At 71.5% G+C, this 24,483-nt stretch carries 21 protein-coding genes; 14 read left to right on the plus strand and 7 right to left on the minus strand.

The window, feature by feature from the left end:
* Positions 1-37: 37 nt before the first annotated feature.
* The gene (locus PV396_RS00540; protein ID WP_319199555.1) at positions 38-673 is read right to left on the minus strand and encodes a TIGR03085 family metal-binding protein; all 636 of its coding nucleotides are present in this window, start codon (positions 671-673) and stop codon (positions 38-40) included.
* Positions 674-754: 81 nt separating this feature from the next.
* Between PV396_RS00540 and hisI the strand changes: the two genes are divergently transcribed.
* The 11 genes from hisI to lgt all read left to right on the plus strand — a co-directional run bounded on the left by hisI (position 755) and on the right by lgt (position 9,765).
* On the plus strand, positions 755-1,180 hold the full coding sequence (gene hisI / locus PV396_RS00545) for a phosphoribosyl-AMP cyclohydrolase (protein WP_319199556.1): 426 nt from the start codon (positions 755-757) through the stop codon (positions 1,178-1,180).
* 11 nt (positions 1,181-1,191) lie between these two features.
* A complete protein-coding gene (locus PV396_RS00550; protein ID WP_319199557.1) occupies positions 1,192-2,670 on the plus strand; it encodes an anthranilate synthase component I in 1,479 nt (492 codons plus the stop codon).
* Between the two features lie 75 nt (positions 2,671-2,745).
* Entirely contained in the window at positions 2,746-3,393 is a 648-nt protein-coding gene (locus PV396_RS00555; RefSeq protein ID WP_319199558.1) for a TIGR02234 family membrane protein, read from the plus strand.
* Between the two features lie 132 nt (positions 3,394-3,525).
* Positions 3,526-3,780, plus strand: a complete 255-nt coding sequence (locus PV396_RS00560; protein WP_319199559.1) for an HGxxPAAW family protein — start codon at positions 3,526-3,528, stop codon at positions 3,778-3,780.
* 92 nt (positions 3,781-3,872) lie between these two features.
* Positions 3,873-4,322 carry a DUF2752 domain-containing protein gene (locus PV396_RS00565; protein WP_319199560.1) on the plus strand — a complete coding sequence of 150 codons (450 nt, stop codon included), beginning with the start codon at positions 3,873-3,875 and terminating at the stop codon, positions 4,320-4,322.
* A 164-nt stretch (positions 4,323-4,486) separates the two neighbouring features.
* Positions 4,487-5,296, plus strand: a complete 810-nt coding sequence (gene trpC / locus PV396_RS00570) for an indole-3-glycerol phosphate synthase TrpC (RefSeq protein ID WP_319199561.1) — start codon at positions 4,487-4,489, stop codon at positions 5,294-5,296.
* Positions 5,297-5,318: 22 nt separating this feature from the next.
* On the plus strand, positions 5,319-5,492 hold the full coding sequence (gene trpM / locus PV396_RS44965) for a tryptophan biosynthesis modulator TrpM (RefSeq protein ID WP_416071310.1): 174 nt from the start codon (positions 5,319-5,321) through the stop codon (positions 5,490-5,492).
* 178 nt (positions 5,493-5,670) lie between these two features.
* Positions 5,671-6,954, plus strand: a complete 1,284-nt coding sequence (trpB, locus tag PV396_RS00575) for a tryptophan synthase subunit beta (RefSeq protein ID WP_319199562.1) — start codon at positions 5,671-5,673, stop codon at positions 6,952-6,954.
* Positions 6,951-7,769: a tryptophan synthase subunit alpha gene (trpA, locus tag PV396_RS00580; protein WP_319199563.1), complete on the plus strand. Its 819-nt coding sequence runs from the start codon at positions 6,951-6,953 to the stop codon at positions 7,767-7,769. The genes trpB and trpA overlap by 4 nt, the downstream gene beginning before the upstream one ends.
* Before the next feature lie 102 nt (positions 7,770-7,871).
* Entirely contained in the window at positions 7,872-8,648 is a 777-nt protein-coding gene (locus tag PV396_RS00585) for a DsbA family protein (protein ID WP_319199564.1), read from the plus strand.
* Positions 8,649-8,766: 118 nt separating this feature from the next.
* On the plus strand, positions 8,767-9,765 hold the full coding sequence (lgt, locus tag PV396_RS00590; RefSeq protein ID WP_319199565.1) for a prolipoprotein diacylglyceryl transferase: 999 nt from the start codon (positions 8,767-8,769) through the stop codon (positions 9,763-9,765).
* 63 nt (positions 9,766-9,828) lie between these two features.
* Here lgt and PV396_RS00595 read toward each other — a convergent pair whose 3' ends face one another.
* Genes PV396_RS00595 through PV396_RS00620 form a run of 6 tightly spaced genes read right to left on the minus strand, consistent with a single transcriptional unit; the run spans position 9,829 to position 16,908 of the window.
* On the minus strand, positions 9,829-10,662 hold the full coding sequence (locus tag PV396_RS00595; RefSeq protein ID WP_319199566.1) for a CoA ester lyase: 834 nt from the start codon (positions 10,660-10,662) through the stop codon (positions 9,829-9,831).
* On the minus strand, positions 10,659-11,867 hold the full coding sequence (locus tag PV396_RS00600; RefSeq protein WP_319199567.1) for a CoA transferase: 1,209 nt from the start codon (positions 11,865-11,867) through the stop codon (positions 10,659-10,661). The genes PV396_RS00595 and PV396_RS00600 overlap by 4 nt, the downstream gene beginning before the upstream one ends.
* The gene (locus PV396_RS00605) at positions 11,864-13,330 is read right to left on the minus strand and encodes an ADP-ribosylglycohydrolase family protein (RefSeq protein ID WP_319199568.1); all 1,467 of its coding nucleotides are present in this window, start codon (positions 13,328-13,330) and stop codon (positions 11,864-11,866) included. Before PV396_RS00605 ends, PV396_RS00600 begins: the two co-directional genes overlap by 4 nt.
* The gene (locus PV396_RS00610) at positions 13,318-14,517 is read right to left on the minus strand and encodes an ADP-ribosylglycohydrolase family protein (RefSeq protein WP_319199569.1); all 1,200 of its coding nucleotides are present in this window, start codon (positions 14,515-14,517) and stop codon (positions 13,318-13,320) included. Before PV396_RS00610 ends, PV396_RS00605 begins: the two co-directional genes overlap by 13 nt.
* 8 nt (positions 14,518-14,525) lie before the next feature.
* Positions 14,526-15,788 carry an ADP-ribosylglycohydrolase family protein gene (locus PV396_RS00615; protein ID WP_319199570.1) on the minus strand — a complete coding sequence of 421 codons (1,263 nt, stop codon included), beginning with the start codon at positions 15,786-15,788 and terminating at the stop codon, positions 14,526-14,528.
* A 25-nt stretch (positions 15,789-15,813) separates the two neighbouring features.
* Positions 15,814-16,908, minus strand: a complete 1,095-nt coding sequence (locus PV396_RS00620) for an ADP-ribosylglycohydrolase family protein (protein ID WP_319199571.1) — start codon at positions 16,906-16,908, stop codon at positions 15,814-15,816.
* Between the two features lie 308 nt (positions 16,909-17,216).
* On the opposite strand from PV396_RS00620, the gene PV396_RS00625 reads away from it, so the two are divergent.
* From PV396_RS00625 to PV396_RS00635, 3 genes are all read left to right on the plus strand, one after another.
* On the plus strand, positions 17,217-17,948 hold the full coding sequence (locus tag PV396_RS00625) for a VIT1/CCC1 transporter family protein (protein ID WP_319200584.1): 732 nt from the start codon (positions 17,217-17,219) through the stop codon (positions 17,946-17,948).
* Between the two features lie 364 nt (positions 17,949-18,312).
* Positions 18,313-22,935 carry a glutamate synthase large subunit gene (gene gltB, locus PV396_RS00630; RefSeq protein ID WP_319199572.1) on the plus strand — a complete coding sequence of 1,541 codons (4,623 nt, stop codon included), beginning with the start codon at positions 18,313-18,315 and terminating at the stop codon, positions 22,933-22,935.
* Entirely contained in the window at positions 22,928-24,388 is a 1,461-nt protein-coding gene (locus PV396_RS00635; protein WP_319199573.1) for a glutamate synthase subunit beta, read from the plus strand. The genes gltB and PV396_RS00635 overlap by 8 nt, the downstream gene beginning before the upstream one ends.
* Positions 24,389-24,483: the final 95 nt, after the last annotated feature.

Here is a 24,483-nt window from a genome sequence, read left to right on the forward strand (position 1 = left end):
AACCGCGCCCCTGTCGGGCGCGGTTCAGGGGCCCTCCTCAGATGCCGAGCTGTTTCGACTCGTGCAGCTTGGTGATTGCTTCCTTGTCGCCCTCGAGTTCGACGTCGGCGGCCGACTGGCGGCCGAGGGCGAAGAGGAGCAGTTCCGACGGCTCGCCGGTTGCCGTGACCACCGGGGTGCCGCGGTGGGCGACCGCCGTCTGGCCGTTCGGGCGGCGCAGCACCAGGCCCGTCGCCGCGCCCCGGCCCGCCAGCCGGGCGGTGCGCTCCAGGCGGGACCACAGGGCGTCCTGGAACACCGGATCCAGCTCGCGGGGCGTCCAGTCGGGCCGTGCCCGGCGCACGTCCTCCGTGTGGACGTAGAACTCGACCGTGTTCGACGCCTCGTCCACCTGCTTCAGCGAGAACGGCGAGAAACGCGGCGGGCCGGTACGGATCAGCTGGATCAGCTCCTCGTACGGCTTGTCGGCGAACTCCGCCATGACCCGCTCGAGACGGGATCCCAGCTGCTTGATCAGCAGCCCTCCGGCGGCGTCCGGCCGGCGCTCGCGCACCACCACGTGAGCGGCGAGATCACGGGTCCGCCAGCCCTCGCACAGCGTCGGGGCGTCGGGACCCTCGGTCTCCAACAGGTCGGCGAGAAGAAGTCGTTCACGCTTCGCATAGGTAGACATGCCGCAAGCCTACGACCGCCCCCACGGTCCGCCCAATGGACATCACCGTGGAGTGTCAGTGGGGCGCGGCACAATGGGCCCATGACCAGCAGCACGCCCCCGCCCGGCAGGACCGGCGGCCCCAGCCCCCTGGCCCCGGAGATCGCCGCGCGCCTCAAGCGCGGTCCCGACGGGCTCGTCCCCGCCGTCGCCCAGCAGTACGACACCGGTGAGGTGCTCATGCTCGGCTGGATGGACGACGAGGCGCTGCACCGGACCCTGACCACCGGCCGCTGCACCTACTGGTCGCGCAGCCGCCAGGAGTACTGGGTCAAGGGCGACACCTCAGGCCACTTCCAGCACGTCAAGTCCGTCGCCCTCGACTGCGACGCCGACACCGTGCTCGTCAAGGTCGACCAGGTGGGCGCCGCCTGCCACACCGGCGCGCGGAACTGCTTCGACGCCGACGTCCTGCTCGACGTGTCGCTCGAGGACGCCGATTCCGGCGTCCTGCCCCAAGGTCAGTAAGGTCAGCGGCCATGGACCTCGAGACCTTCCGCAAGCTGGCCACTGACCGGCGCGTCATCCCCGTCACCCGCAAGCTCCTCGCCGACGGCGACACCCCGGTCGCGCTCTACCGCAAGCTCGCCGCCGAACGCCCCGGCACCTTCCTGCTGGAGTCCGCCGAGAACGGCCGGTCCTGGTCCCGCTACTCCTTCGTCGGCGTCCGCTCCGACGCCACCCTCACGGCCCGCGACGGCCAGGCCCACTGGCTCGGCACCCCGCCCGTCGGCGTGCCCACCGACGGCGATCCGCTCGTCGCCCTGCGCGCCACCATCGAGGCCCTCCACACCCCCCACGAGGACGGCCTGCCGCCCTTCACCGGCGGCATGGTCGGCTACCTCGGGTACGACATCGTGCGCCGCCTGGAGAAGATCGGCCCCGGCGAGCGCGACGACCTCCGGCTGCCCGAGCTGACCATGCTGCTCACCAGCGACCTGGCCGTCATGGACCACTGGGACGGCTCGGTCCTGCTGATCGCCAACGCGATCAACCACAACGACCTCGACACGGGCGTCGACGAGGCCTACGCCGACGCCGTGGCCCGTCTCGACGCCATGCAGGCCGACCTCTCGCGCGCGGTCGCCCAGCCGCCCGCCGCGCTCCCGCCGTCCGAGCTCCCCGAGTACACGGCCCTGTGGGGCGGCCCCGACTACCAGCTGGCCGTCGACGACATCAAGGAGCGCATCCGGGCCGGGGAGGCCTTCCAGGTGGTCCCCTCCCAGCGCTTCGAAACCCCGTGCACGGCAAGCGCGCTGGACGTCTACCGGGTCCTGCGCGCCACCAACCCGTCCCCGTACATGTACCTGTTCCGCTTCGACGGGTTCGACGTCGTCGGATCGTCTCCTGAGGCCCTCGTCAAGGTCGAGGACGGTCGCGCGATGGTCCACCCCATCGCCGGCACCCGGCACCGCGGGGCGACCCCGCAGGAGGACCAGGCCCTCGCCGAGGAACTGCTCGCCGACCCCAAGGAGCGCGCCGAGCACCTCATGCTCGTCGACCTCGGGCGCAACGACCTCGGCCGGGTCTGCGAGCCCGGCTCCGTCGAGGTCGTCGACTTCATGTCCGTCGAGCGGTACTCGCACGTCATGCACATCGTCTCGACCGTCACCGGCCGCGTGGCACCCGGCCGTACCGCATTCGACGTCCTGACGGCCTGCTTCCCGGCCGGCACGCTCTCCGGAGCGCCCAAGCCGCGCGCGATGCAGATCATCGACGAACTCGAGCCGTCCAGGCGGGGGTTGTACGGCGGCGCCGTCGGCTACCTCGACTTCGCGGGCGACTCCGACACCGCCATCGCCATCCGCACGGCCCTCCTGCGCGACGGCACGGCCTACGTCCAGGCGGGCGCCGGCGTCGTCGCCGACTCCGACCCGGTCGCGGAGGACAACGAGTGCCGCAACAAGGCGGCGGCGGTCCTGCGCGCCGTCCACACGGCGAACCGGCTCGGCCGGTAGCCGGCTCCCGATTGTCCGAATGGGGTGCTTCTCACGTGAACCCCGGGTGACGGTTCGCCCGGGGTTCAAGCGATAGTGGGGTACGTGACTGCCGTACCCGTACCTCCCCCGCGTTCCGAAGCCCCCGTCCCCGGCCGGGCCGGCCGGCTCAGCCTCGCCGTCGCCCTGCTGGCCGGTGCGCTCGGCGCGGCCGTCGCGCTGCTCGCCACCCGCCAGCGCTGGTCGGAGGGCACTGCGTCCGTGGCCGGCGGCGCCTTCCCGCTGACCGCCAGGGGCAGCGACGTCACGGGCGTCCCCGCGGCGCTCGCCGTAGTGGGCCTCGCCGCGCTCGTCGCCGTCTTCGCCGTCCGCCGCTCCGGCCGCCTCCTGGTCGCCGGACTGCTCGCCCTCTCCGGCGCCGGTACGGTCGCCTCGGCCCTCCTCGGCGCCTCCGACAGCTCCGCGCTCGACGAGAAGGCCGCGCAGGCCACCGGCGACACCGCGGCCACCGTGAACAGCCTCAGCCACACCCCCTGGCCGTACGCGGCCGCCGCGGGCGGTGCGCTGATCCTCCTCGCCGGACTTCTCGCCCTGCGCTACGGCCGCCTGTGGCCCGCCATGTCCGGCCGGTACGAGCGCGGCGGCGCCCCCCGCCCGCGCCCCCGGGCGAAGGCCGCAGACCCCGACCGGCCCGAGGAGATCTGGAAGGCGCTGGACCGGGGCGAGGACCCCACGGGGGCATAGTCCCTTCGGGCGACTCGCTCGGCCGACCCCGGGCGTCCCGCACACGTGCGCGTGCGGGACAATGGGCGACGAGCGTCCGGCTCACCACGTACTGCATTCAACAACCGGCAACTCAGCAACGAGGAGCAAGTCATGGCGGGCAGCAGCCACGGTCACACTTTGGCCGCCTGGACCGGCGTCACCATCTCCATCATCGGTTTCTGCGTAGCAGGCGCCTTCATGGTGATGGCCGAGCCGCTGGGCTTCTGGGCCGGCATGGTGCTCTCGGTCCTCGGCGGTGTCGTCGGCTGGATCATGGCCGCGATGGGCCTCGGCAAGCAGAAGCCGACCACCCAGGGCCGCCAGGGCCACCAGGTCGCGAGCGAGCCGGCGGGCGCCGGCAGCTGAACCCCGTAGGGGACCGGTTCTCGTACCGGCAGGGGCGGCCCGGCGAAGCGCCGGGGCCGCCCCTCGCGCGTGTACGGCCCACAAGGGGCAGAATGCGTCGGGTGAACACCGAGCGGGCTCAGCAGGACGTGTCGACGGGCGTCGGGGCCGTGGCGGGACGGGTGGCCCTGCCCGGCGGGGTGCTCGCGGCCGTCGCCGGGGCCTTCGCCTACGTCGGGACGGTCGACCCCAACGAACCCGGCCACTACCCCGTCTGCCCGCTCCTGCGCCTGACCGGCGTGTACTGCCCCGGCTGCGGCGGTCTGCGCAGCGCCTACGCCTTCGTGCACGGCGACTGGGCGACAGCCCTCGGGGCCAACGCCCTCGCCGTGGCCGGCTACCTCGCCTTCGCCGTCCTGTGGACCGTCTGGGTGGTCCGCGCGGCGCGCGGACGGCCGATGCGGATCGATCTCGGGCCGGTGCAGCTGTGGAGCCTTGGAGCATTACTGCTGGTCTTCACGGTTGTCCGGAATCTGCCGTTCGGTGGCTGGCTCCACCCTTGATCAACAACGAATGTCCAGGTAGTGGGACCGGTGTCAACCGGATGTGAGGGGCATGCCCTCCTGCGGATACCATCGGAGTGACCAGCTTTGACAGTTTGTGCAGCTTCGATGCTGTGAATGGTTTGAACAGTCAATCGCCTACCGTCTGGAAGGGGGCCGCTCGCGTGAGTGTGCTCGACGAGATCATCGACGGAGTCCGTGCCGACCTCGCGGAACGGCAGGCGCGCGTCAGCCTCGACGAGCTCAAGGAGCGCGCGGCGAAGGCTCCGGCCGGCAAGGACGGGGTCGCCGCACTGCGCGGGGACGGCGTCAAGGTCATCTGCGAGGTCAAGCGGTCCAGCCCGTCCAAGGGCGCGCTGGCGGCGATCGCCGACCCGGCCGGCCTCGCGGCGGACTACGAGGCGGGCGGCGCGGCCGTCATCTCCGTCCTCACCGAACAGCGCCGCTTCGGCGGGTCGCTCGCGGACCTGGAGGCGGTGCGCGCCCGGGTGGACATCCCGGTGCTGCGCAAGGACTTCATCGTCACGTCCTACCAGCTGTGGGAGGCGCGGGCGTACGGGGCCGACCTGGCCCTGCTGATCGTCTCGGCCCTCGACCAGCCGGCCCTCGAGTCCCTCATCGAGCGCGCGGAGTCCATCGGACTCACCCCGCTCGTCGAGGTGCACGACGAGGACGAGGTCGAGCGGGCGGTGGACGCGGGGGCCCGGATCATCGGGGTCAACGCGCGCAACCTGAAGACCCTGGAGGTCGACCGCTCCACGTTCGAGCGGGTCGCCCCGGAGATCCCCGACAACATCGTCAAGATCGCCGAGTCCGGTATCCGCGGCCCGCACGATCTGATCGCGTACGCCAACGCGGGCGCCGACGCGGTGCTGGTTGGCGAGTCGCTGGTCACCGGGCGCGATCCCAAGTCGGCGGTGTCCGATCTGGTGGCGGCGGGGGAGCATCCCGCGCTGCGGCACGGGCGCGGCTGAACTCCGGCTAGAGTTGGCGCCGATGACACTCACCCTGACCTCCATGGACCGGTACGCCCGCCTTGCGCGTGGCTGCCGGCCTCGTGGTTGCCGCGCGCCGGCGCGGAGGGTGCACGGTCGGCGGGTTCGGTATGTCATCGGGGACGAGCCCGGACAGGTCAACGGGATGCGATGGCCCTGCGGGGCTTGGCAGTAGGGGTTCCGTTTTCGGCCGCGGGTTTGGTGTGGCCGGTCGCGCAGTTCCCCGCGCCCCTTCAGGGGCGCGTCTTCGGCGCCCCGTGTTTCCTCAGGCGCCGTTCTGCTCAGCCCCCCTCTCACGCCTCCCATGTCCAGATCGACCCCGGGGCTTCGAGGCCCCTGGAGGTAGCAGCCCTATGTCCAGTGAGTTCTTCATTCCTGATCCGGTGGGTCAGGTTCCCAGCGTTGACGGGTACTTCGGTGCCTTTGGTGGCAAGTTCATTCCGGAGGCGCTTGTCGCTGCCGTGGACGAGGTCGCCGTCGAGTACGACAAGGCGAAGTCCGACCCCGAGTTCGCCCGTGAGCTCGACGATCTGCTCGTCCACTACACCGGGCGGCCCAGTTCCCTCACCGAGGTGCCCCGGTTCGCCGAGCACGCCGGCGGCGCCCGGGTCTTCCTCAAGCGGGAGGACCTGAACCACACCGGGTCCCACAAGATCAACAACGTGCTCGGGCAGGCCCTCCTCACCAAGAGGATGGGCAAGACCCGCGTCATCGCCGAGACCGGCGCCGGTCAGCACGGGGTCGCCACCGCCACCGCCTGTGCGCTGTTCGGGCTCGAGTGCACCATCTACATGGGCGAGATCGACACCCAGCGCCAGGCCCTCAACGTGGCCCGGATGCGCATGCTCGGCGCCGAGGTCATCGCGGTGAAGTCCGGCTCGCGCACCCTCAAGGACGCCATCAACGAGGCGTTCCGCGACTGGGTCGCCAACGTCGACCGCACGCACTACCTGTTCGGGACCGTGGCCGGGCCGCACCCCTTCCCGGCCATGGTGCGCGACTTCCACCGGGTCATCGGTGTCGAGGCCAGGCGGCAGCTCCTCGAGCAGGCCGGGCGGCTGCCCGACGCCGCCGTCGCCTGTGTGGGCGGCGGGTCCAACGCCATCGGCCTCTTCCACGCGTTCATCCCCGACGCCGACGTACGGCTCATCGGGTGCGAGCCCGCCGGGCACGGTGTCGAGACCGGCGAGCACGCGGCCACCCTCACCGCAGGCGAGCCCGGCATCCTGCACGGGTCGCGCTCGTACGTCCTGCAGGACGAGGAGGGGCAGATCACCGAGCCCTACTCCATCTCCGCCGGACTGGACTACCCGGGCATCGGGCCCGAGCACTCCTACCTCAAGGACAGCGGTCGCGCCGAGTACCGCGCGGTCACCGACGACGCCGCCATGCAGGCGCTGCGCCTGCTGTCCCGTACCGAGGGCATCATCCCGGCCATCGAGAGCGCGCACGCGCTGGCCGGTGCCCTCGAGGTCGGCAAGAAGCTGGGCAAGGACGGCCTGATCGTCGTCAACCTCTCCGGGCGCGGCGACAAGGACATGGACACCGCCGCCCGGTACTTCAACCTGTACGACACCGACGCCGAGGTCGCCGCCAACGCGGCCGACACCGCCGAGATCGAGGGGGACGCCAAGTGAGCGGGAACAATCAGCTGCTGACCGACACCCTCGCCGGTGCCAAGGCCGAGGGACGCTCCGCCCTCATCGCCTACCTCCCCGCCGGGTTCCCGACCGTCGACGGCGGGATCGACGCCATCAAGGCCGTGTTCGACGGCGGCGCCGACATCGTCGAGGTCGGGCTGCCGCACAGCGACCCGGTGCTCGACGGGCCGGTCATCCAGACCGCCGACGACATCGCCCTGCGCGGTGGCGTCAAGATCGCGGACGTGATGCGCACGGTCCGGGAGGCGTACGAGGCCACCGGGAAGCCGGTGCTCGTCATGACGTACTGGAACCCGATCGACCGCTACGGCGTCGAGCGGTTCACCGCCGAGCTGGCCGAGGCGGGCGGCGCCGGGTGCATCCTGCCCGACCTGCCCGTGCAGGAGTCGGCGCTGTGGAGGGAGCACGCCGAGAAGCACGGCCTCGCGACCGTGTTCGTCGTCGCGCCCAGCAGCAAGGACGCGCGGCTCGCCGAGATCACCGCGGCGGGCAGCGGGTTCGTGTACGCCGCCTCGCTCATGGGTGTCACGGGGACGCGGGCGTCGGTCGGTGCCCAGGCCCAGGACCTCGTCCAGCGCACCCGGGCCACCGGTACGGACCTGCCGGTCTGTGTCGGGCTCGGTGTCTCCGACGCGGCGCAGGCCGCCGAGGTCGCCGGCTTCGCCGACGGTGTGATCGTCGGATCGGCCTTCGTGAAGCGGATGCTCGACGCGCCGGACCACGCGGCCGGTGTCGAGGCCGTGCGGGAACTCGCCGCCGACCTCGCGAAGGGCGTACGCGGCGCGGCGTGAGCCGCACGGCGTAAACGGGCGGGACATTTCGCACAGCTCGCCCGAACGGGTGGACCTGGGGCCGGGGAGACGCAATGCGTCTCCCCGGTTCGTTCTGCGGGTGTGAGCGAGAAGAATCGTGACGGAAAGCGCACCGCCCGCGAGCGGCTGGCGGTCGAGCGTGAGAAGCAGAAGTCCGCGGAGAAGCGGCGGCGGGTGCTGATCGTGGGCGCCAGTGTCGTCTGCGTGCTGGGACTCGCGGCGGTGATCGGCGTCATCGCCGCGAACTCCGGCAAGGACAGCAAGAGCGAGAGCGCCGGCCCGGTCGTGGCACCTTCGGGCGCGCAGGGCAAGGACAGCCTCGCGGTCCCCGCGGGCGAGGAGAGCGCCAAGTCGACGCTCACCGTGTGGGAGGACTTCCGCTGTCCGGCCTGCCAGTCCTTCGAGACCAACTACCGCTCGACCATTCATGAGTTGACGGCCGCGGGCAAGCTGAAGGTGGAGTACCACCTGGCGACGATCATCGACGGCAACATGGGCGGCAGCGGCTCCCGCCACGCCGCGAACGCCGCCGCCTGCGCCCAGGACGCGGGCAAGTTCACCGCGTACCACGACGTCCTGTACGAGAACCAGCCGCAGGAGACCGACGACGCCTACGCGAAGGACAGCAAGCTCATCGAACTCGCGGCGAAGGTCGACGGGCTCGACACACCCGCGTTCCGGACGTGTGTCGAGGACGGCACGCACAACAGCTGGGTCGTGAAGTCGAACGAGGCGTTCCGGAGCGGTGGCTTCGGCGGCACGCCGACCGTGCTGCTGAACGGGAAGAACATCTACCAGGACCAGACGATGACGCCGGCGAAGCTGAAGCAGATGGTGGAGGCCGCCGACAAGGCGTAGGGCCCCTGGAGCCTCCGGGGCGGTGCCGAGAGCCGAACCGGAGGCGCCTCCCGTTATGGAGCCGTTGCCCGGGGCGGCTCACATCCGCCGCGTCCGTCAAGGTAGCGTCGGGACTGCCATGGAAATCGCCTACATTCCCAGTCCGTCGCGCGGGGTGCTGCATCTTGGACCCATTCCGCTGCGCGGCTACGCCTTCTGCATCATCATCGGTGTCTTCGTCGCGGTCTGGCTCGGCAACAAGCGCTGGCTCGCCCGCGGTGGCCGACCCGGCACGGTGGCCGACATCGCGGTCTGGGCCGTGCCCTTCGGCCTGGTCGGTGGCCGCCTCTACCACGTGATCACGGACTACGAGCTGTACTTCAGCGAGGGCCGCGACTGGGTGGACGCCTTCAAGATCTGGGAGGGCGGCCTCGGCATCTGGGGCGCGATCGCCCTCGGCGCGCTGGGCGCGTGGATCGGCTGCCGGCGCCGGGGCATCCCGCTGCCCGCGTGGGCCGACGCCCTCGCCCCCGGTATCGCCCTCGCGCAGGCATGCGGGCGATGGGGCAACTGGTTCAACCAGGAGCTGTACGGGCGGGAGACCACCGTCCCCTGGGCTCTGCACATCACCTCCTCGACGGACGGCCGGGTCCCGGGCTACTACCACCCGACGTTCCTGTACGAGTCCCTGTGGTGCGTCGGTGTCGCGCTGGTGGTCATCTGGGCCGACCGCCGCTTCACGCTGGGACACGGACGGGCGTTCGCGCTGTACGTCGCGACCTACTGTGTAGGCCGCTTCTGGATCGAGTACCTGCGTGTCGACGACGCCCACCACGTTCTGGGCATGCGGCTCAACAACTGGACCGCGATCGTCGTGTTCATCGCCGCGGTGGTCTACTTCGTCCTCTCGGCGAAGAAGCGGCCGGGCCGGGAGGAAGTCGTGGAGCCCCACGCGGAGGTCTCCGACGGTTCGGCGGAAGACGGTGCGGAGGCCGACGCCGACGCCGTCGCCGGCTCCGACGACAAGGGTGACGGCGAATCGGCGGAGGTGAAGGCCGAGGCCGATACGGACGGAAAGGCCGACTCCGAGGACGGGCCCAAGGCCGAGGCCGGAGCGGAACCGACCAAGAAGAGCTGAGCGCGGCCGTACGAGCTCGAGGGCGCCCCCGGACACCGGGGGCGCCCTCGGTCGTTGTCGGGGTCAGGGACGGTCGCGGTCGGCCAGGGACAGGGTTCTGCGGGCCGCCGAGACCACCGCCGCGTCGATGAAGCGGCCGTCGGGGAGGGCCTGGGCGCCCTCGTCCGTCGCCGCGGCCTTGACGATCTGCTCGGCCTCCTCGATCTCCTCCGGGGTGGGGAGGTACGCGCGTTCGATGACCGGGAGCTGGCGGGGATGGATGGCCGCCCGGCCGAGGAAGCCCAGGGCGCGGCCGTGGGCGCAGGACGCGGCCAGGGTGTCCAGGTCCCGGGTGTCCGGGTGGACCGACTGGGGCGGCGGGGCGAGGCCGGCCGCCCGTGCGGCCACGACGACCCGGGAGCGGCACCAGTCGAGGCCCGCGTCCCCTCGTACCCCCAGATCGGCCCGGAGGTCGGCCTCGCCGAGCGCGATGCCTCGCAGCGCGGGGTGGGCGGTCGCGATGGCGAAGGCGTGTTCGATGCCGAGGGCGGTTTCGAGCAGGGCGTGGAGTGGGGGAAGGGGGCGCGCCTCGGGCGTGCGGGTGGCCACGCGGACGACGTCCTGCGGAGCCGTGACCTTCGGGAGCCGAAGGCCCGAGACGCCGGGGAGGCCTGCGAGGGCTTGGAGGTCGGGGGAGGCCAGGGGGCCGTCCAGGGCGTTGATCCGGACGTGGACCGGGACCGGCTGGGGGTCGGTGAGACGCTCGGCGGTGGCTGTGCGGGCGTACTCCTTGCGGTCCGGGGCGACCGCGTCCTCCAGGTCGACCACGACCACGTCGGCGCCGCAGGAGAGGGCCTTGGACACCACCTCGGGGCGGTCGCCGGGGACGTACAGCCAGGTCAGAGGGACGGCCGTCACAGGGCTCCCTCGGTTCGCAGAGTGTCGATGTCGGGGCCGGTCAGGCCCAGTTCGGTGAGGACGGCGGTGGTGTCCGCGCCGTGCGGGCGGCCCGCCCAGCGGATCGCGCCGGGGGTGGCGGACAGCCGGAAGAGGACGTTCTGCATACGGATCGGGCCGAGGTCGGGGTCGTCGACTGTGGTGATGGTGTCGAGGGCCTGGTACTGCGGGTCGGTCATCACCTCCCGTACGTCCTGGATGGGGGCCACCGCCGCCTCCGCCTTCTCGAAGGCCGCGAGGACCTCGGAGTGGGAGTGGCGGGCGATCCACGCGCCCACCGCCTCGTCGAGGACGTCCGTGTGCCGGGCGCGGTCGGCGCCGGTGGCGAACCAGGGCTCGTCGATCAGCTCCGGGCGGCCGACCAGGCGCATCACGCGCTCGGCGATCGACTGGGCCGAGGTCGACACGGCGACCCAGGTGCCGTCGGCCGTGAGATAGGTGTTGCGGGGCGCGTTGTTCTGCGAGCGGTTGCCGGTGCGGGGCTGGACATGGCCCAACTGGTCGTACCAGAGCGGCTGCGGGCCGAGGACGCCCAGGATCGGCTCGATGATCGCCATGTCGACGACCTGCCCCTCACCGGTGCGGTCGCGGGCGGACAGGGCCGTCATGACCGCGTACGCCGTCGCCAGGCCCGCGATCGAGTCGGCGAGGCCGAAGGGCGGGAGCGTCGGGGGTGCGTCCGGTTCGCCGGTGATCGCGGCGAAGCCGCTCATCGCCTCGGCGAGGGTGCCGAAGCCGGGGCGGTGGGCGTACGGGCCGAACTGGCCGAAGGCGGTGACCCGGGCGAGGATCAGACGCGGGTTGACGGCGGACAGCTCGGGCCAGCCCAGGTCCCATTTCTCCAGGGTGCCCGGGCGGAAGTTCTCGATGACGACGTCGGCGGTGGCGGCGAGCCGGAGAAGGGTGCGTCTGCCGCCGGGGCGGGAGAGGTCGAGGGTCATCGTGCGTTTGTTGCGGCCCAGCATCTTCCACCAGAGGCCGTGGCCGTCCTTGGACGGGCCGTGGCCCCGGGAGGGGTCCGGTTTCGACGGGTGCTCGATCTTGATCACCTCGGCGCCGAAGTCACCGAGCATCGTCGCGGCGAGCGGGCCGGCGAAGAGGGTGGCCAGGTCGAGGACGCGGAGGCCGGTGAGGGGGGCTGGGGTGGGTGTGGGGGTGTATGTCATGGGTGGGGTGCCTCCAACTGGGTTAGAGAGCTGGTCAGTTGGGCGAGGGTGTCGAAGCCTGTGCCGTTGAAGTCCCCGACGGAGGTGGCGAGTCGGTTCTTCAGGGGGCTGGTCCAGCGGTCGGGGAGGGCGGCGGGGGAGCCCGCGAGGAGCGCGGCGATGCTTCCGGCGGTCGCGCCGTTGGAGTCGGTGTCCCAACCGCCGGACACGGCACGGCAGATGGAGCCGGTGAAGTCGCCGTCGGCGTGGGTGAGGGCGGCGGCGATCAGGGCGGTGTTCGGGATGGCGTGGACCCAGTGGTACGTGGACGCGTGGGTGGCGTGGAGTTCGTCGACGACCGTGGTGAAGTCGCGGTGGGAATCGGCCAGTTGGATGCCGTGGGTGACGGCCTTGGCCAGGCGCGAGCGCGGGGGGACCACTGTGAGGCCGGTGCGCAGACAGGTATGGATGTCGTGGGTGCCGGTGGCGGCCCGGGCGATGGTGGCCGCCGTGAACATCGCCGCGTAGACGCCGTTGGCGGTGTGGGTGAGGGTCGCGTCGCGGTAGGCCTGTTCGGCGGCGGTGGCCGGGTCGCCGGGGTTGGTCCAGCCGTGGACGTCGGCGCGGATCAGGGCGCCGATCCATTCGCGGAACGGGTTGCGATGGCGGGCGGTGAACGGGGGTTCCAGGCCGGAGAGGAGGTTGCGGTAGGCGATGCGTTCGGCCGTGAAGGTGCGGCCTGCGGGGAGTTCGTCGAGCCAGAGTTTCGCGACGTCCGTGGTGGTGAAGCGGGGGCCGTGGCGTTGGAGCAGGAGGAGGTTGAGGAGGGGGTAGTTGAGGTCGTCGTCCTCGGGCATGCCGTCGATGTTCTCCGCGAGGGAGGTTGCCGCCGAGCGGCGGTTCCAGGGGTGTGCCTGGGCTAGTTCCTCGGGGAGGCCTCTGGCGGTGAACCAGGTGTTCAGGGGCCAGTTGCCGGTGGACTGGGCGAGTTGGCGGATGGCGGTGAGGGGGAGTTTTTCGACGGGTTTGCCCAGGAGGCAGCCTGCGGCTCTGCCCAGCCAGGCTGCTTCCAGGCGGAGCCGGAGTCGAGCCGGCGTCGGGGGTGGGTCGCTCAGCGGCGCTTGCCGGGTGCCGCCTGCGCCCACCCGTGCCGCCCCAGCGGCACGACTGCCCGCAGGCTGGGCGGGTTGGGCGGGCGGGGTGGGCCAGTTGGGGCAGAGGGTGCGGATTTGGGGGAGGGGGGTTGGTTCGTCGTCTGTCAGTTTGCTGGGGAGATCTGCCAGTTCGTCCAGGAGGTCCTCTGCCAGCAGTCGCAGGTAGCGGGAGACCGGGGCGGACGACGCGCCCGCGCGGGGTGGGGCCTCCGGGCCGCCCGCCGCTCGCCAGCGGGCGGCGATCCTGCCGGGCTCGCGGCCGTCCTGGGCCGCCTGGCGCAGTTCATGGCCGATCAGGTCCTCCGGCTGGACCCAGGTCAGTCGGAGCATCCAGGGCTCCTGAGCTGGGCGAACGCCCTCTCGTGGGAACGGCGTCGGTCGGCGTCCCGGGCGAAGACCTCCCGCGTGACCTCGGTCAGCGTCCGGGCCGGTTCCCACAGGTCGAGGCGGCTCGCCTCGGCGACCGTCTTCGACCAGTCGGACGGCACCTCGGAGCCCAGCGCGCCGGCGAGCGCCCCCGCCATCGTGGCGATCGAGTCGCAGTCACGGCCGTAGTTCACCGAACCCAGCACCGCGTGCCGGTAGTCGCCGCCCGACACCACCAACATGCCCAGCGCCACCGGGAGTTCCTCGATGGCGTGCAGACGCGACGGGCGACGGGCGCCCAGCGACGGGTTGCGGTAGTCCGCGCCGACCGTGTCGTACGGAGCCACCGTCTCCCGCAGTGGCCGCAGCGCCGACTCGAAGTCCGTGTAGCGGGAGGCCACTTCGCACACCGTCTCGATCGCCGCTCGGGTGCCGTCCTTGGCCAGGGAGAGGCATGCGCCGATCACCGAGTCGGGGGTCGCGCCCGGGACGCAGGCCGCCGACACCGCCGTCGCGAAGACCGCCGCCGCCTCCCTGCCGTACGAGGACTGGTGGGCGCCCGCGACGTCGGCGGCCTCGGTGTACGCGCCCGCCGGGTTGGCCGCGTTGACCAGGCCGACCGGGGCCATGTACATCGCCGCACCGCAGTTGACGATGTTGCCCACGCCCGCCTCGCGGGGGTCGATGTGCCCGTAGTGGAGTCGGGCCACGAGCCATTTCTCCGCCAGGAAGACGCGTTGGAGGGGGAGGGCCTCGGCCTCCAACTCGGGGATCCAGCGCGGGTTCGTCATCAGGTCCGGGACCAGGTGGTCGGCGATCGCGTACGCGTCCAGGTGGTCGCGGACCTGCGCGTACACCCGTACCAGCGCATGGGTCATCAAGGTGTCGTCGGTGACGTGGCCGTCGCCCTTGTGGTACGGGGCGATCGGGCGGGCGGTGCGCCAGGCGTCGCCGTTCCAGGGGCCGACGATGCCGTGGACGCGGCCCGCGTGGCGTTCGAGGATCTGCTCCGGGGTGTACCCCTCGACGGGTCCGCCGAGCGCGTCGCCGACGGCCGCGCCGACCAGGGCGCCGGTGATCCGCTCGTCCAGACCCGCCAGTTGGGCGTCCGCCCGGCCGCCCAGTTGGCTTTCTGATGTTTTGGGTGTCATGTCGCGAATCATCCTCCAGGGGTGACCCGTTGTGTCGCTTCCAGCAGTTCGGCGAGTTCCACGAGGTCGGTGCCGGTGAGCCGGGGCAGGGCGCAGCCGGAGAGGGTGCGGCAGGCGTCCCGCCAGGCCGCCGGGATCGCGGCGGCGCCGCCGAGCGCGCCGGTGAGGGCGCCCGCGAGGGCGGGTGCCGAGTCCGCGACCCGTGACAGACACGCCGCCGCCGGGACCGCCTCGGCGAGCCGGCCGTGTGCGGCGGTGGCCAGTGCGAGGGCGACCGGGACGGTCTCGGCGGCCGCGATGCCGTAGCTGTAGACGTGGTCCACGATCTGGTGTTCCAGGAGGGGGACCAGGGCGAACGCGCTGTCCGTGTCGTGCGCGAGCTTCAGCGCGTGGCGGGTGTTGCGGCCGATCTCGGTGGACTCCGGGAGTTCCGCCAGCGCGGCCGTCACGCACGCCTCGACCTCCTCGCCGACCAGGGCCAGTGAGAGCGCCGCCGCCATCGCGCGGGCGCCGTGCACGCCGTCGCCGTCCTGGGTGTAGCGGGCGTCGAACTCGGCCAGTTCGGCGGCGAGTCGGGGGTCGCCCGGGTGGGCCGCCGCCAGCACACAGGCCCGTACGCAGGCAGCGTCGTCGAAGAAGTGGGGGTTGTCGTGGCCGGTGGCGGGTGGGCGCAGGCCGGCGGCGAGGTTGCCGAGGCCGGCCCGGACGGAGATACGGGCGCGCAGGGGCAGTACCGCCGACTCCACCTCGGGGGCGCGTTCCGCGGCGGCCGCCACCTCGCTGGCGACCGCGTTCCATGACAGGTCGATGGCGGCTCGCGCCCGGCGCTCCCGGCTGAGGTCGCCCAGTACGCCGTCGTCGCCGGCCCGCAGCAGGGCCTCGGCCGCGAAGGCCGCCCACTCGGCGTCGTCGGAGGGGCCGAGGCGGAGGGGCTCAGGGGGTTGGTTGAGGGCGATCGGGACGGGGAGGGTGGTGGTCGCGTTCTGTTCGGCGAAGGTGTCCAGTTCGCGGGTGAGGCGGCGGGTCCAGTCGGGCATGCGGGCGGCTCGGTGGCGGGCGGCGGGCCATCCGGCGGCGTCGCCTGCGGCCAGGCCCAGCAGTAGGCCCTCGATGCGGTTGCTGGTCATGGGCGGGCCTCGGCTTCGGGTCGGGGGTGGGGGGTGGGTTTTCTCGCCCCCGCCGCCCCTACCCGTCCCATCCTTCTCGGGGGCTCCGCCCCCGAACCCCCGCTCCTCAAACGCCGGAGGGGCTGATAGAGGGGCTGCAAGCAACGTCGGAGACGTTGAAAGGGTGGGTTCACTGATGTGTCTCCGTGGCGGGTGTCGTGTTGTCGTCTGCGGCGAGGACGTACGCCGTCCGGTCCGGTACAGCGGGTTTTGCGCCCCACTTGCCGCCCTCTCCCGGGGTCAGTAGTTCCGCGATGTCGAGGATGTGGTGGCCTGCCATGGAGGGGAGGCAGGTGCCGCGGGCCGGGCCGATCGGCTGTGTCCAGTGGGGCGGGATCGCCGAGGCGCCGCGCGTCGCGCCCGCCAGGGCGCCCGCGACGGCCGCTGTCGTGTCGGCGTCGCGGCCCATGTTGACGGCTGTCAGCACCGATTCCGTGAAGTCGCCGTCGGCCGCCGCGTACGCGCCGAAGGCGAGGGCGACCGCCTCGGGGGCCAGGTCGGTCCAGGGATAGCCGCCGATCACCACGGCGGAGCGGACCGCGCGTTCGCCCCGGTGGGCGACCGCCACCGCCCGGCGCAGGGAGCGTGCCGTCCAGGAGTCGTCGGGGACCACCGCCAGGGCGGAGGCCACCACGGCGATGGTCGGCGCGCCCGCCATCGCCGCCGCCACGCCCGCCGCCACCGCCTGGCCGCCGTAGATGCCCTCGCCGTCGTGGCTCACCGAACCGTCGATCGCCACCAGCCGGGCCGCCTCGGCCGGGCGGCCCGCCGCGAAGACACCGAAGGGGGCCGCGCGCATCGCGAGGCCGTCGCTCCAGGCGTGCCGGTGCTGGGCCGAGATCGGGGCCGCGAGGCCGCGGCGCAGGTTTTCCAGCGTGCCGCGTTCGCTGAATCCCGCGCCCCGGAAGGGCCCCTCGTCGAGGTCGGCGATCCAGTGGTGCCAGGCCGCCTCCACATGGGCCGGGGTGAGGGCCGAGCCGTGCCGGGCGAGGAGGAGGCCCGAGAAGATCGCGTACTCCGTGTCGTCCGTGCCGGCCGGGTTCTCGGCCACGTAGCCCGTGATGCGGCCCCAGCGGGCGCGGATCTCCGAGGGCTTCATGTTCTCGGCGGGGGCGCCGAGCGCGTCCCCCACGGCCAGACCGAGCAGGGCGCCGCGTGCTCTGTCGCGGAGTACGGCGGCGTCTTGGGGCGCCGGGACCGAGGGAATGCAGGCGATCGATGCCATACGCGGCCTCTCCTCCGGAGGGTTCCGGGGGCTCCCTCCCGGGGAGCGGAACCCTTTGCGGAACTGTCCCACCGGAGGGGTTCACACGAGCCTCAGGCGCCCCAGCATCACCCGGTCGACATTTGTGCAAGCCCGCACACGGATGAGCGATCTAGGCGAATGCGCAGGTGAGGGCAGCCTTTCCTTGCTGGCGGACGGGGCCTCGGCGGCGTACTTTTAGGGTTGTCGAAAAGTGGAATCAGTCCAACTTGGAAACATTCCAGAAGCAACGCCAGAAGCGACAGCGGCAGAACCAGTTGGGGGACGGCATGGCCATCATCGACACCGAGGCGGCGCTGCACGAGGCGCACCGCGACAACCACACCCACCGGGATGTCAGTGGTGGGTGGCTGCGGCCGGCCGTCTTCGGGGCGATGGACGGGCTCGTCTCCAACCTCGCCCTGATGACCGGTGTCGCGGGCGGATCCGTCTCGCACCAGACCGTCGTCATCACCGGGCTCGCCGGCCTTGCCGCCGGCGCCTTCTCCATGGCGGCCGGCGAGTACACCTCCGTCGCCTCGCAGCGCGAGCTCGTCCAGGCCGAACTGGACGTCGAGCGGCGGGAGTTGAGAAAGCACCCCCAGGACGAGGAGCGTGAGCTCGCCGCGCTCTACGAGTCCCGGGGTGTCGAGCCGGAGCTCGCCCGTGAAGTGGCCCGGCAGCTCTCGCGCGACCCCGAGCAGGCGCTGGAGATACACGCCCGCGAGGAGCTGGGCATCGACCCCGGCGACCTGCCCTCGCCCGCCGTCGCCGCGGTGTCCTCCTTCGGGGCGTTCGCGCTGGGCGCCCTGCTGCCCGTACTCCCGTATCTTCTGGGGGCGACCGCGCTGTGGCCCGCCGTCCTGGTCGCGCTCGTCGGGCTCTTCGCCTGCGGTGCGGTGGTGGCCCGGGTGACCGCTCGGAGCTGGTGGTTCAGCGGGCTGCGGCAGCTCGCGCTGGGTGGCGCGGCAGCCGGTGTGACGTACGCCCTGGGCAACCTGTTCGGTGCGGCCGTAGGATAGGTGACCGTGCACTTATGCGTTGGGCCGCATAAGTAGCCGTTACTCGCTGGTTTCGAACGCTTAACCACGGGGCATGAGCCGTAAGCGCTGTGGGCAATGAAGCCTGCGGCGCACCTGCGGGGAGGGCGACGACGCTCTCCTCGCCATGGGTCGGGGGACAACGATCTGTCCGCTTCGACCCCCAATTGCTTCCACCGCAGCGCGGTCACCACCCCGCGCACCGCGGTGTCCGCATGTTGGTACGCGATATCCGGTTCCCGAGAATCGCCCCATCATGTAACCTGCGTGAAATTTTGCACTCCAAGAGGGCCAGCGTCGTCCCTCGGCTTAATGCATATGCCACACAACGACGACGGGAGAGCCGATGCGTACGCCGCGCCAGCCGTCCCAGCATTCCGAGAATGGCCAGAAGTGGTCCTTCATGGATGCTCGCCCTGCTGCGCAGGGTATGTACGACCCCCGCAACGAGCACGACGCCTGTGGCGTCGGCTTCGTGGCCACCCTCACCGGCGAGGCGAGCCATGCGCTGGTCGAGCAGGCGCTCACGGTTCTGCGTAACCTCGAGCACCGCGGTGCCACCGGCTCCGAGCCCGACTCCGGCGACGGCGCCGGCATCCTGTCGCAGGTCCCGGACGCGTTCTTCCGCGAGGTGGCCGGATTCGAGCTGCCCGAGGCCGGCGCCTACGCGGTCGGCATCGCCTTCCTCCCGGAGGAGACGGCGACCGAGACCGACCCGACGACCGCCGAGGCCGTCTCACGCATCGAGACGATCGCAGCCGACGAGGGCCTGACCGTCCTCGGCTGGCGCGAGGTCCCCGTCGCCCCCGGACTCCTCGGCGCCACCGCCCGCTCGACGATGCCCGCCTTCCGGCAGATCTTCGTCGCGGACAGCGCCGCGGTGCCCGCCAAGGGCATCGACCTCGACCGCAAGGCCTTCGCGCTGCGCAAGCGCGCCGAGCGCGAGGTCGGCGTCTACTTCCCCTCGCTGTCCGCGCGGACCATCGTCTACAAGGGCATGCTGACCACCGGCCAGCTCGAGCCCTTCTTCCCGGACCTGTCCGACCGCCGCTTCGCGTCGGCCGTCGCGCTCGTCCACTCGCGTTTCTCCACGAACACCTTCCCGTCGTGGCCGCTCGCCCACCCGTACCGCTTCGTCGCCCACAACGGCGAGATCAACACGGTCAAGGGCAACCGGAACTGGATGCGGGCGCGTGAGTCGCAGCTCGTCTCCGACCTCTTCGGCGACAAGGGCCTGGACCGGGTCTTCCCGATCTGCACGCCCGACGCCTCCGACTCCGCGTCCTTCGACGAGGTGCTCGAGCTGCTCCACCTCGGTGGCCGTTCGCTGCCCCACTCCGTGCTGATGATGATCCCGGAGGCGTGGGAGAACCACGACTCCATGGACCCGGCCCGCCGCGCCTTCTACCAGTTCCACTCCACGATGATGGAGCCCTGGGACGGCCCGGCCTGTGTCACCTTCACCGACGGCGTCCAGGTCGGCGCGGTCCTCGACCGCAACGGACTGCGCCCCGGCCGCTACTGGGTCACCGACGACGGCCTCGTCGTCCTCGGCTCCGAGGTCGGCGTCCTCGACATCGACCCCGCGAAGGTCGTCCGCAAGGGCCGCCTCCAGCCCGGCAAGATGTTCCTCGTCGACACCGCCGAGCACCGCATCATCGAGGACGACGAGATCAAGGCCGGCCTCGCCGCCGAGCAGCCCTACGCGGAGTGGCTGGAGGCCGGCGAGATCGAGCTCTCCGACCTCCCCGAGCGCGAGCACATCGTGCACACCCACGCCTCGGTCACCCGCCGCCAGCAGACCTTCGGCTACACCGAGGAAGAGCTGCGCGTCATCATCGCGCCGATGGCCAAGACCGGCGGCGAGCCCCTCGGTTCCATGGGCACCGACTCGCCGATCGCCGCGCTGAGTGAGCGTCCCCGCCTGCTCTTCGACTACTTCACCCAGCTGTTCGCGCAGGTCACCAACCCGCCGCTGGACGCCATCCGCGAGGAGCTGGTCACCAGCCTGCGCTCCTCCCTCGGCCCCGCCAGCAACCTGCTGGAGCCGACCGCCGCCTCCTGTCGCAGCGTCACCCTGCCCTTCCCGGTGATCGACAACGACGAGCTGGCCAAGCTCATCCACATCAACGCCGACGGCGACATGCCCGGCATGAAGGCCGCGACCCTCTCCGGCCTCTACCGGGTCAGCGGCGGCGGCGACTCCCTCGCCGCCCGCCTCGACGAGATCTGCGCCGAGGCCGACGCGGCCATCGACAACGGCGCCCGCCTCATCGTCCTGTCGGACCGCCACTCGGACGCCGAGCACGCCCCGATCCCGTCGCTGCTGCTCACCGCCGCCGTCCACCACCACCTCATCCGCACCAAGCAGCGCACCCAGGTGGGCCTGCTGGTCGAGGCCGGTGACGTCCGCGAGGTCCACCACGTCGCCCTGCTCATAGGCTTCGGCGCCGCCGCGGTGAACCCGTACCTGGCGATGGAGTCCGTCGAGGACCTGGTCCGCGCCGGTACATTCCTGCCCGGCAGCGAGCCCGAGCAGGCAATCCGCAACCTGATCTACGCGCTCGGCAAGGGCGTCCTCAAGGTCATGTCCAAGATGGGCATCTCGACCGTCGCCTCCTACCGGGGCGCCCAGGTCTTCGAGGCCGTCGGTCTCGACACGGCCTTCGTCGAGAAGTACTTCAACGGCACCGCCACCAAGATCGGCGGCGTCGGCATCGACGTCATCGCCAAGGAGGTCGCCGCCCGGCACGCCAAGGCGTACCCCGCCTCCGGCATCGCCCCGGCACACCGCGCCCTGGAGATAGGCGGCGAGTACCAGTGGCGCCGCGAGGGCGAACCGCACCTGTTCGACCCGGAGACGGTCTTCCGCCTCCAGCACTCCACGCGCACCCGCCGCTACGACATCTTCAAGAAGTACACGGACCGGGTGAACGAGCAGTCCGAGCGCCTGATGACGCTGCGCGGCCTGTTCGGCTTCAAGTCCGACCGCCCCTCGATCTCCATCGACGAGGTCGAGCCGGTCAGCGAGATCGTCAAGCGGTTCTCCACCGGCGCCATGTCGTACGGCTCCATCTCCCTGGAGGCGCACGAGACCCTCGCCATCGCCATGAATCAGCTGGGCGCCAAGTCCAACACCGGTGAGGGCGGCGAGGACCCGGAGCGCCTGTACGACCCGGCGCGCCGGTCCAGCATCAAGCAGGTCGCCTCCGGCCGCTTCGGAGTCACCTCCGAGTACCTGGTCAACGCGGACGACATCCAGATCAAGATGGCCCAGGGCGCCAAGCCCGGCGAGGGCGGCCAGCTGCCCGGCCACAAGGTGTACCCGTGGGTCGCCAAGACCCGGCACAGCACCCCCGGTGTCGGCCTCATCTCGCCGCCGCCGCACCACGACATCTACTCCATCGAGGACCTCGCCCAGCTCATCCACGACCTGAAGAACGCGAACCCGCAGGCGCGGATCCACGTGAAGCTGGTCTCGGAGGTCGGCGTCGGCACGGTCGCCGCCGGTGTGTCGAAGGCCCACGCGGACGTCGTCCTCATCTCCGGCCACGACGGCGGAACGGGCGCCTCGCCGCTCACCTCGCTCAAGCACGCCGGTGGTCCCTGGGAGCTCGGCCTCGCCGAGACCCAGCAGACGCTGCTGCTCAACGGCCTGCGCGACCGCATCGTCGTCCAGACCGACGGCCAGCTCAAGACCGGCCGTGACGTCGTCATCGCCGCGCTGCTCGGCGCCGAGGAGTTCGGTTTCGCGACCGCGCCGCTCGTCGTCTCCGGCTGCGTCATGATGCGCGTCTGCCACCTCGACACCTGCCCGGTCGGCATCGCCACCCAGAACCCGGTGCTCCGCGACCGGTTCGCCGGCAAGGCCGAGTACGTCGTGAACTTCTTCCAGTTCATCGCCGAAGAGGTCCGCGAGATCCTCGCCGAGCTGGGCTTCCGCACCATCCAGGAGGCCGTCGGCCACGCCGAGTCCCTCGACGTGGAGCGGGCGATCACCCACTGGAAGGCGCAGGGCCTGGACCTGTCCCCGCTCTTCTACGTGCCGGAGCTGCCCGAGGGCACCCCGCTGCACCAGGTCATCGAGCAGGACCACGGCCTGGAGAAGGCGCTAGACAACGAGCTCATCAAGCTCGCCGCCGACGCCCTCGCCGCGAACAGCGCGACCGACGCCCAGCCGGTCCGCGCCCAGGTCGCCATCCGCAACATCAACCGCACGGTCGGCACGATGCTCGGCCACGAGGTGACGAAGAAGTTCGGCGGGGCCGGTCTGCCCGACGACACCATCGACATCACCTTCACCGGCAGCGCCGGCCAGTCCTTCGGCGCGTTCCTGCCGCGCGGTGTCACGCTGCGCCTCGAGGGCGACGCCAACGACTACGTCGGCAAGGGCCTCTCCGGCGGCCGGGTGATCGTCCGTCCCGACCGGGGCGCCGACCACCTCGCCGAGTACTCGACGATCGCGGGCAACACCATCGCGTACGGCGCGACCGGCGGCGAGCTGTTCCTGCGCGGTCGTACGGGCGAGCGGTTCTGTGTCCGCAACTCCGGTGCGACGGTCGTCTCGGAGGGCGTGGGCGACCACGGCTGCGAGTACATGACCGGCGGACGCGCGGTCGTCCTCGGCGAGACGGGCCGCAACTTCGCGGCCGGTATGTCGGGCGGTATCGCGTACGTCATCGACCTGAACCGCGACAACGTCAACGCCGGCAACGTGGACGCGGTCGAGGCCCTCGACGACTCCGACAAGCAGTGGCTGCACGACGTCGTGCGCCGCCACCAGGAGGAGAGCGGCTCGACGGTCGCCGAGAAGATCCTGGCCGAGTGGGATGTCGCGGTGGAGCGATTCAGCAAGATCATCCCCGGTACGTACAAGGCAGTGCTCGCCGCCAAGGACGCCGCCGAGCGAGCCGGACTCACCGAGTCCGAGATCACCGAGAAGATGATGGAGGCGGCGACCAATGGCTGATCCCAAGGGCTTTCTGAACCACGGCCGCGAGGTCGCCAAGTCCCGCCCGGTGGACGTCCGTCTCAAGGACTGGAACGAGGTCTACGTTCCCGGCTCCCTGCTGCCGATCATCAGCAAGCAGGCCGGCCGCTGCATGGACTGCGGTATCCCGTTCTGCCACAACGGCTGTCCGCTGGGGAACCTGATCCCCGAGTGGAACGACTACGCCTACCGCGAGGACTGGACGTCGGCGTCCGAGCGCCTGCACGCCACGAACAACTTCCCGGAGTTCACCGGCCGTCTGTGCCCGGCTCCGTGCGAGTCGGCGTGCGTGCTGGGCATCAACCAGCCCGCGGTGACCATCAAGAACGTCGAGGTCTCGATCATCGACAAGGCCTGGGAGACGGGCGATGTCGCCCCCCAGTCCCCGGAGCGCCTCTCCGGCAAGACGGTCGCGGTCATCGGCTCGGGCCCGGCGGGTCTCGCCGCCGCCCAGCAGCTGACGCGGGCCGGTCACACGGTCGCGGTGTACGAGCGCGCGGACCGCATCGGTGGCCTCCTGCGCTACGGCATCCCCGAGTTCAAGATGGAGAAGCGGCACATCAACCGCCGTATCGAGCAGATGCGTGCGGAGGGCACCCGCTTCCGTACCGGTATCGAGATCGGCCGCGACCTCAAGGCGACGGACCTGCGCAAGCGGTACGACGCCGTCGTGATCGCCGCCGGTGCGACCACCGCCCGTGACCTCCCGGTCCCCGGCCGCGAGCTCAAGGGCGTCTACCAGGCGATGGAGTACCTGCCCCTGGCGAACAAGGTGCAGGAGGGCGACTTCGTGGCCCCGCCGGTCACCGCCGAGGGCAAGCACGTCGTGGTCATCGGCGGCGGCGACACCGGCGCGGACTGCGTGGGCACCGCCCACCGCCAGGGCGCGGCCTCCGTCACCCAGCTGGAGATCATGCCCCGCCCGGGCGAGGAGCGGAACCCGGGGCAGCCCTGGCCGACGTTCCCCATGCTCTACAAGGTCACCTCGGCGCACGAGGAGGGCGGCGAGCGCGTCTACTCCGTCTCGACGACCCACTTCGAGGGCGACGAGCACGGCAACGTGCAGTGGCTGCACCTCACCGAGGTCGAGTTCATCGACGGCAAGCTGACCCCGAAGCCGGGCACGGAGCGGAAGATCCCCGCCCAGCTGGTCACCCTCGCCATGGGCTTCACGGGCACCGACCGCGACAACGGCCTGGTCGAGCAGTTCGGCCTGGACCTCGACGCGCGCGGCAACATCGCCCGCGACGCCGACTTCCAGACCAACGTCCCCGGCGTGTACGTCGCCGGTGACGCCGGCCGCGGCCAGTCGCTCATCGTCTGGGCCATCGCCGAGGGCCGCTCGGCGGCCCGCGGAGTCGACCGCTTCCTCACGGGCGCGAGCGACCTCCCGGCCCCGATCCGCCCGACGGACCGTTCCCTGACGGTCTGACGGGCCCACCAAAGACGTCCCGTACAACGGCGTACGGAACGAACACACCACGGCGCTCGCCACAGTCCCCGACCGGACGTTGGCGGGCGCCGCGG

It is taken from the genome of Streptomyces sp. ME02-8801-2C (assembly GCF_033793965.1).
Classification (GTDB): domain Bacteria; phylum Actinomycetota; class Actinomycetes; order Streptomycetales; family Streptomycetaceae; genus Streptomyces.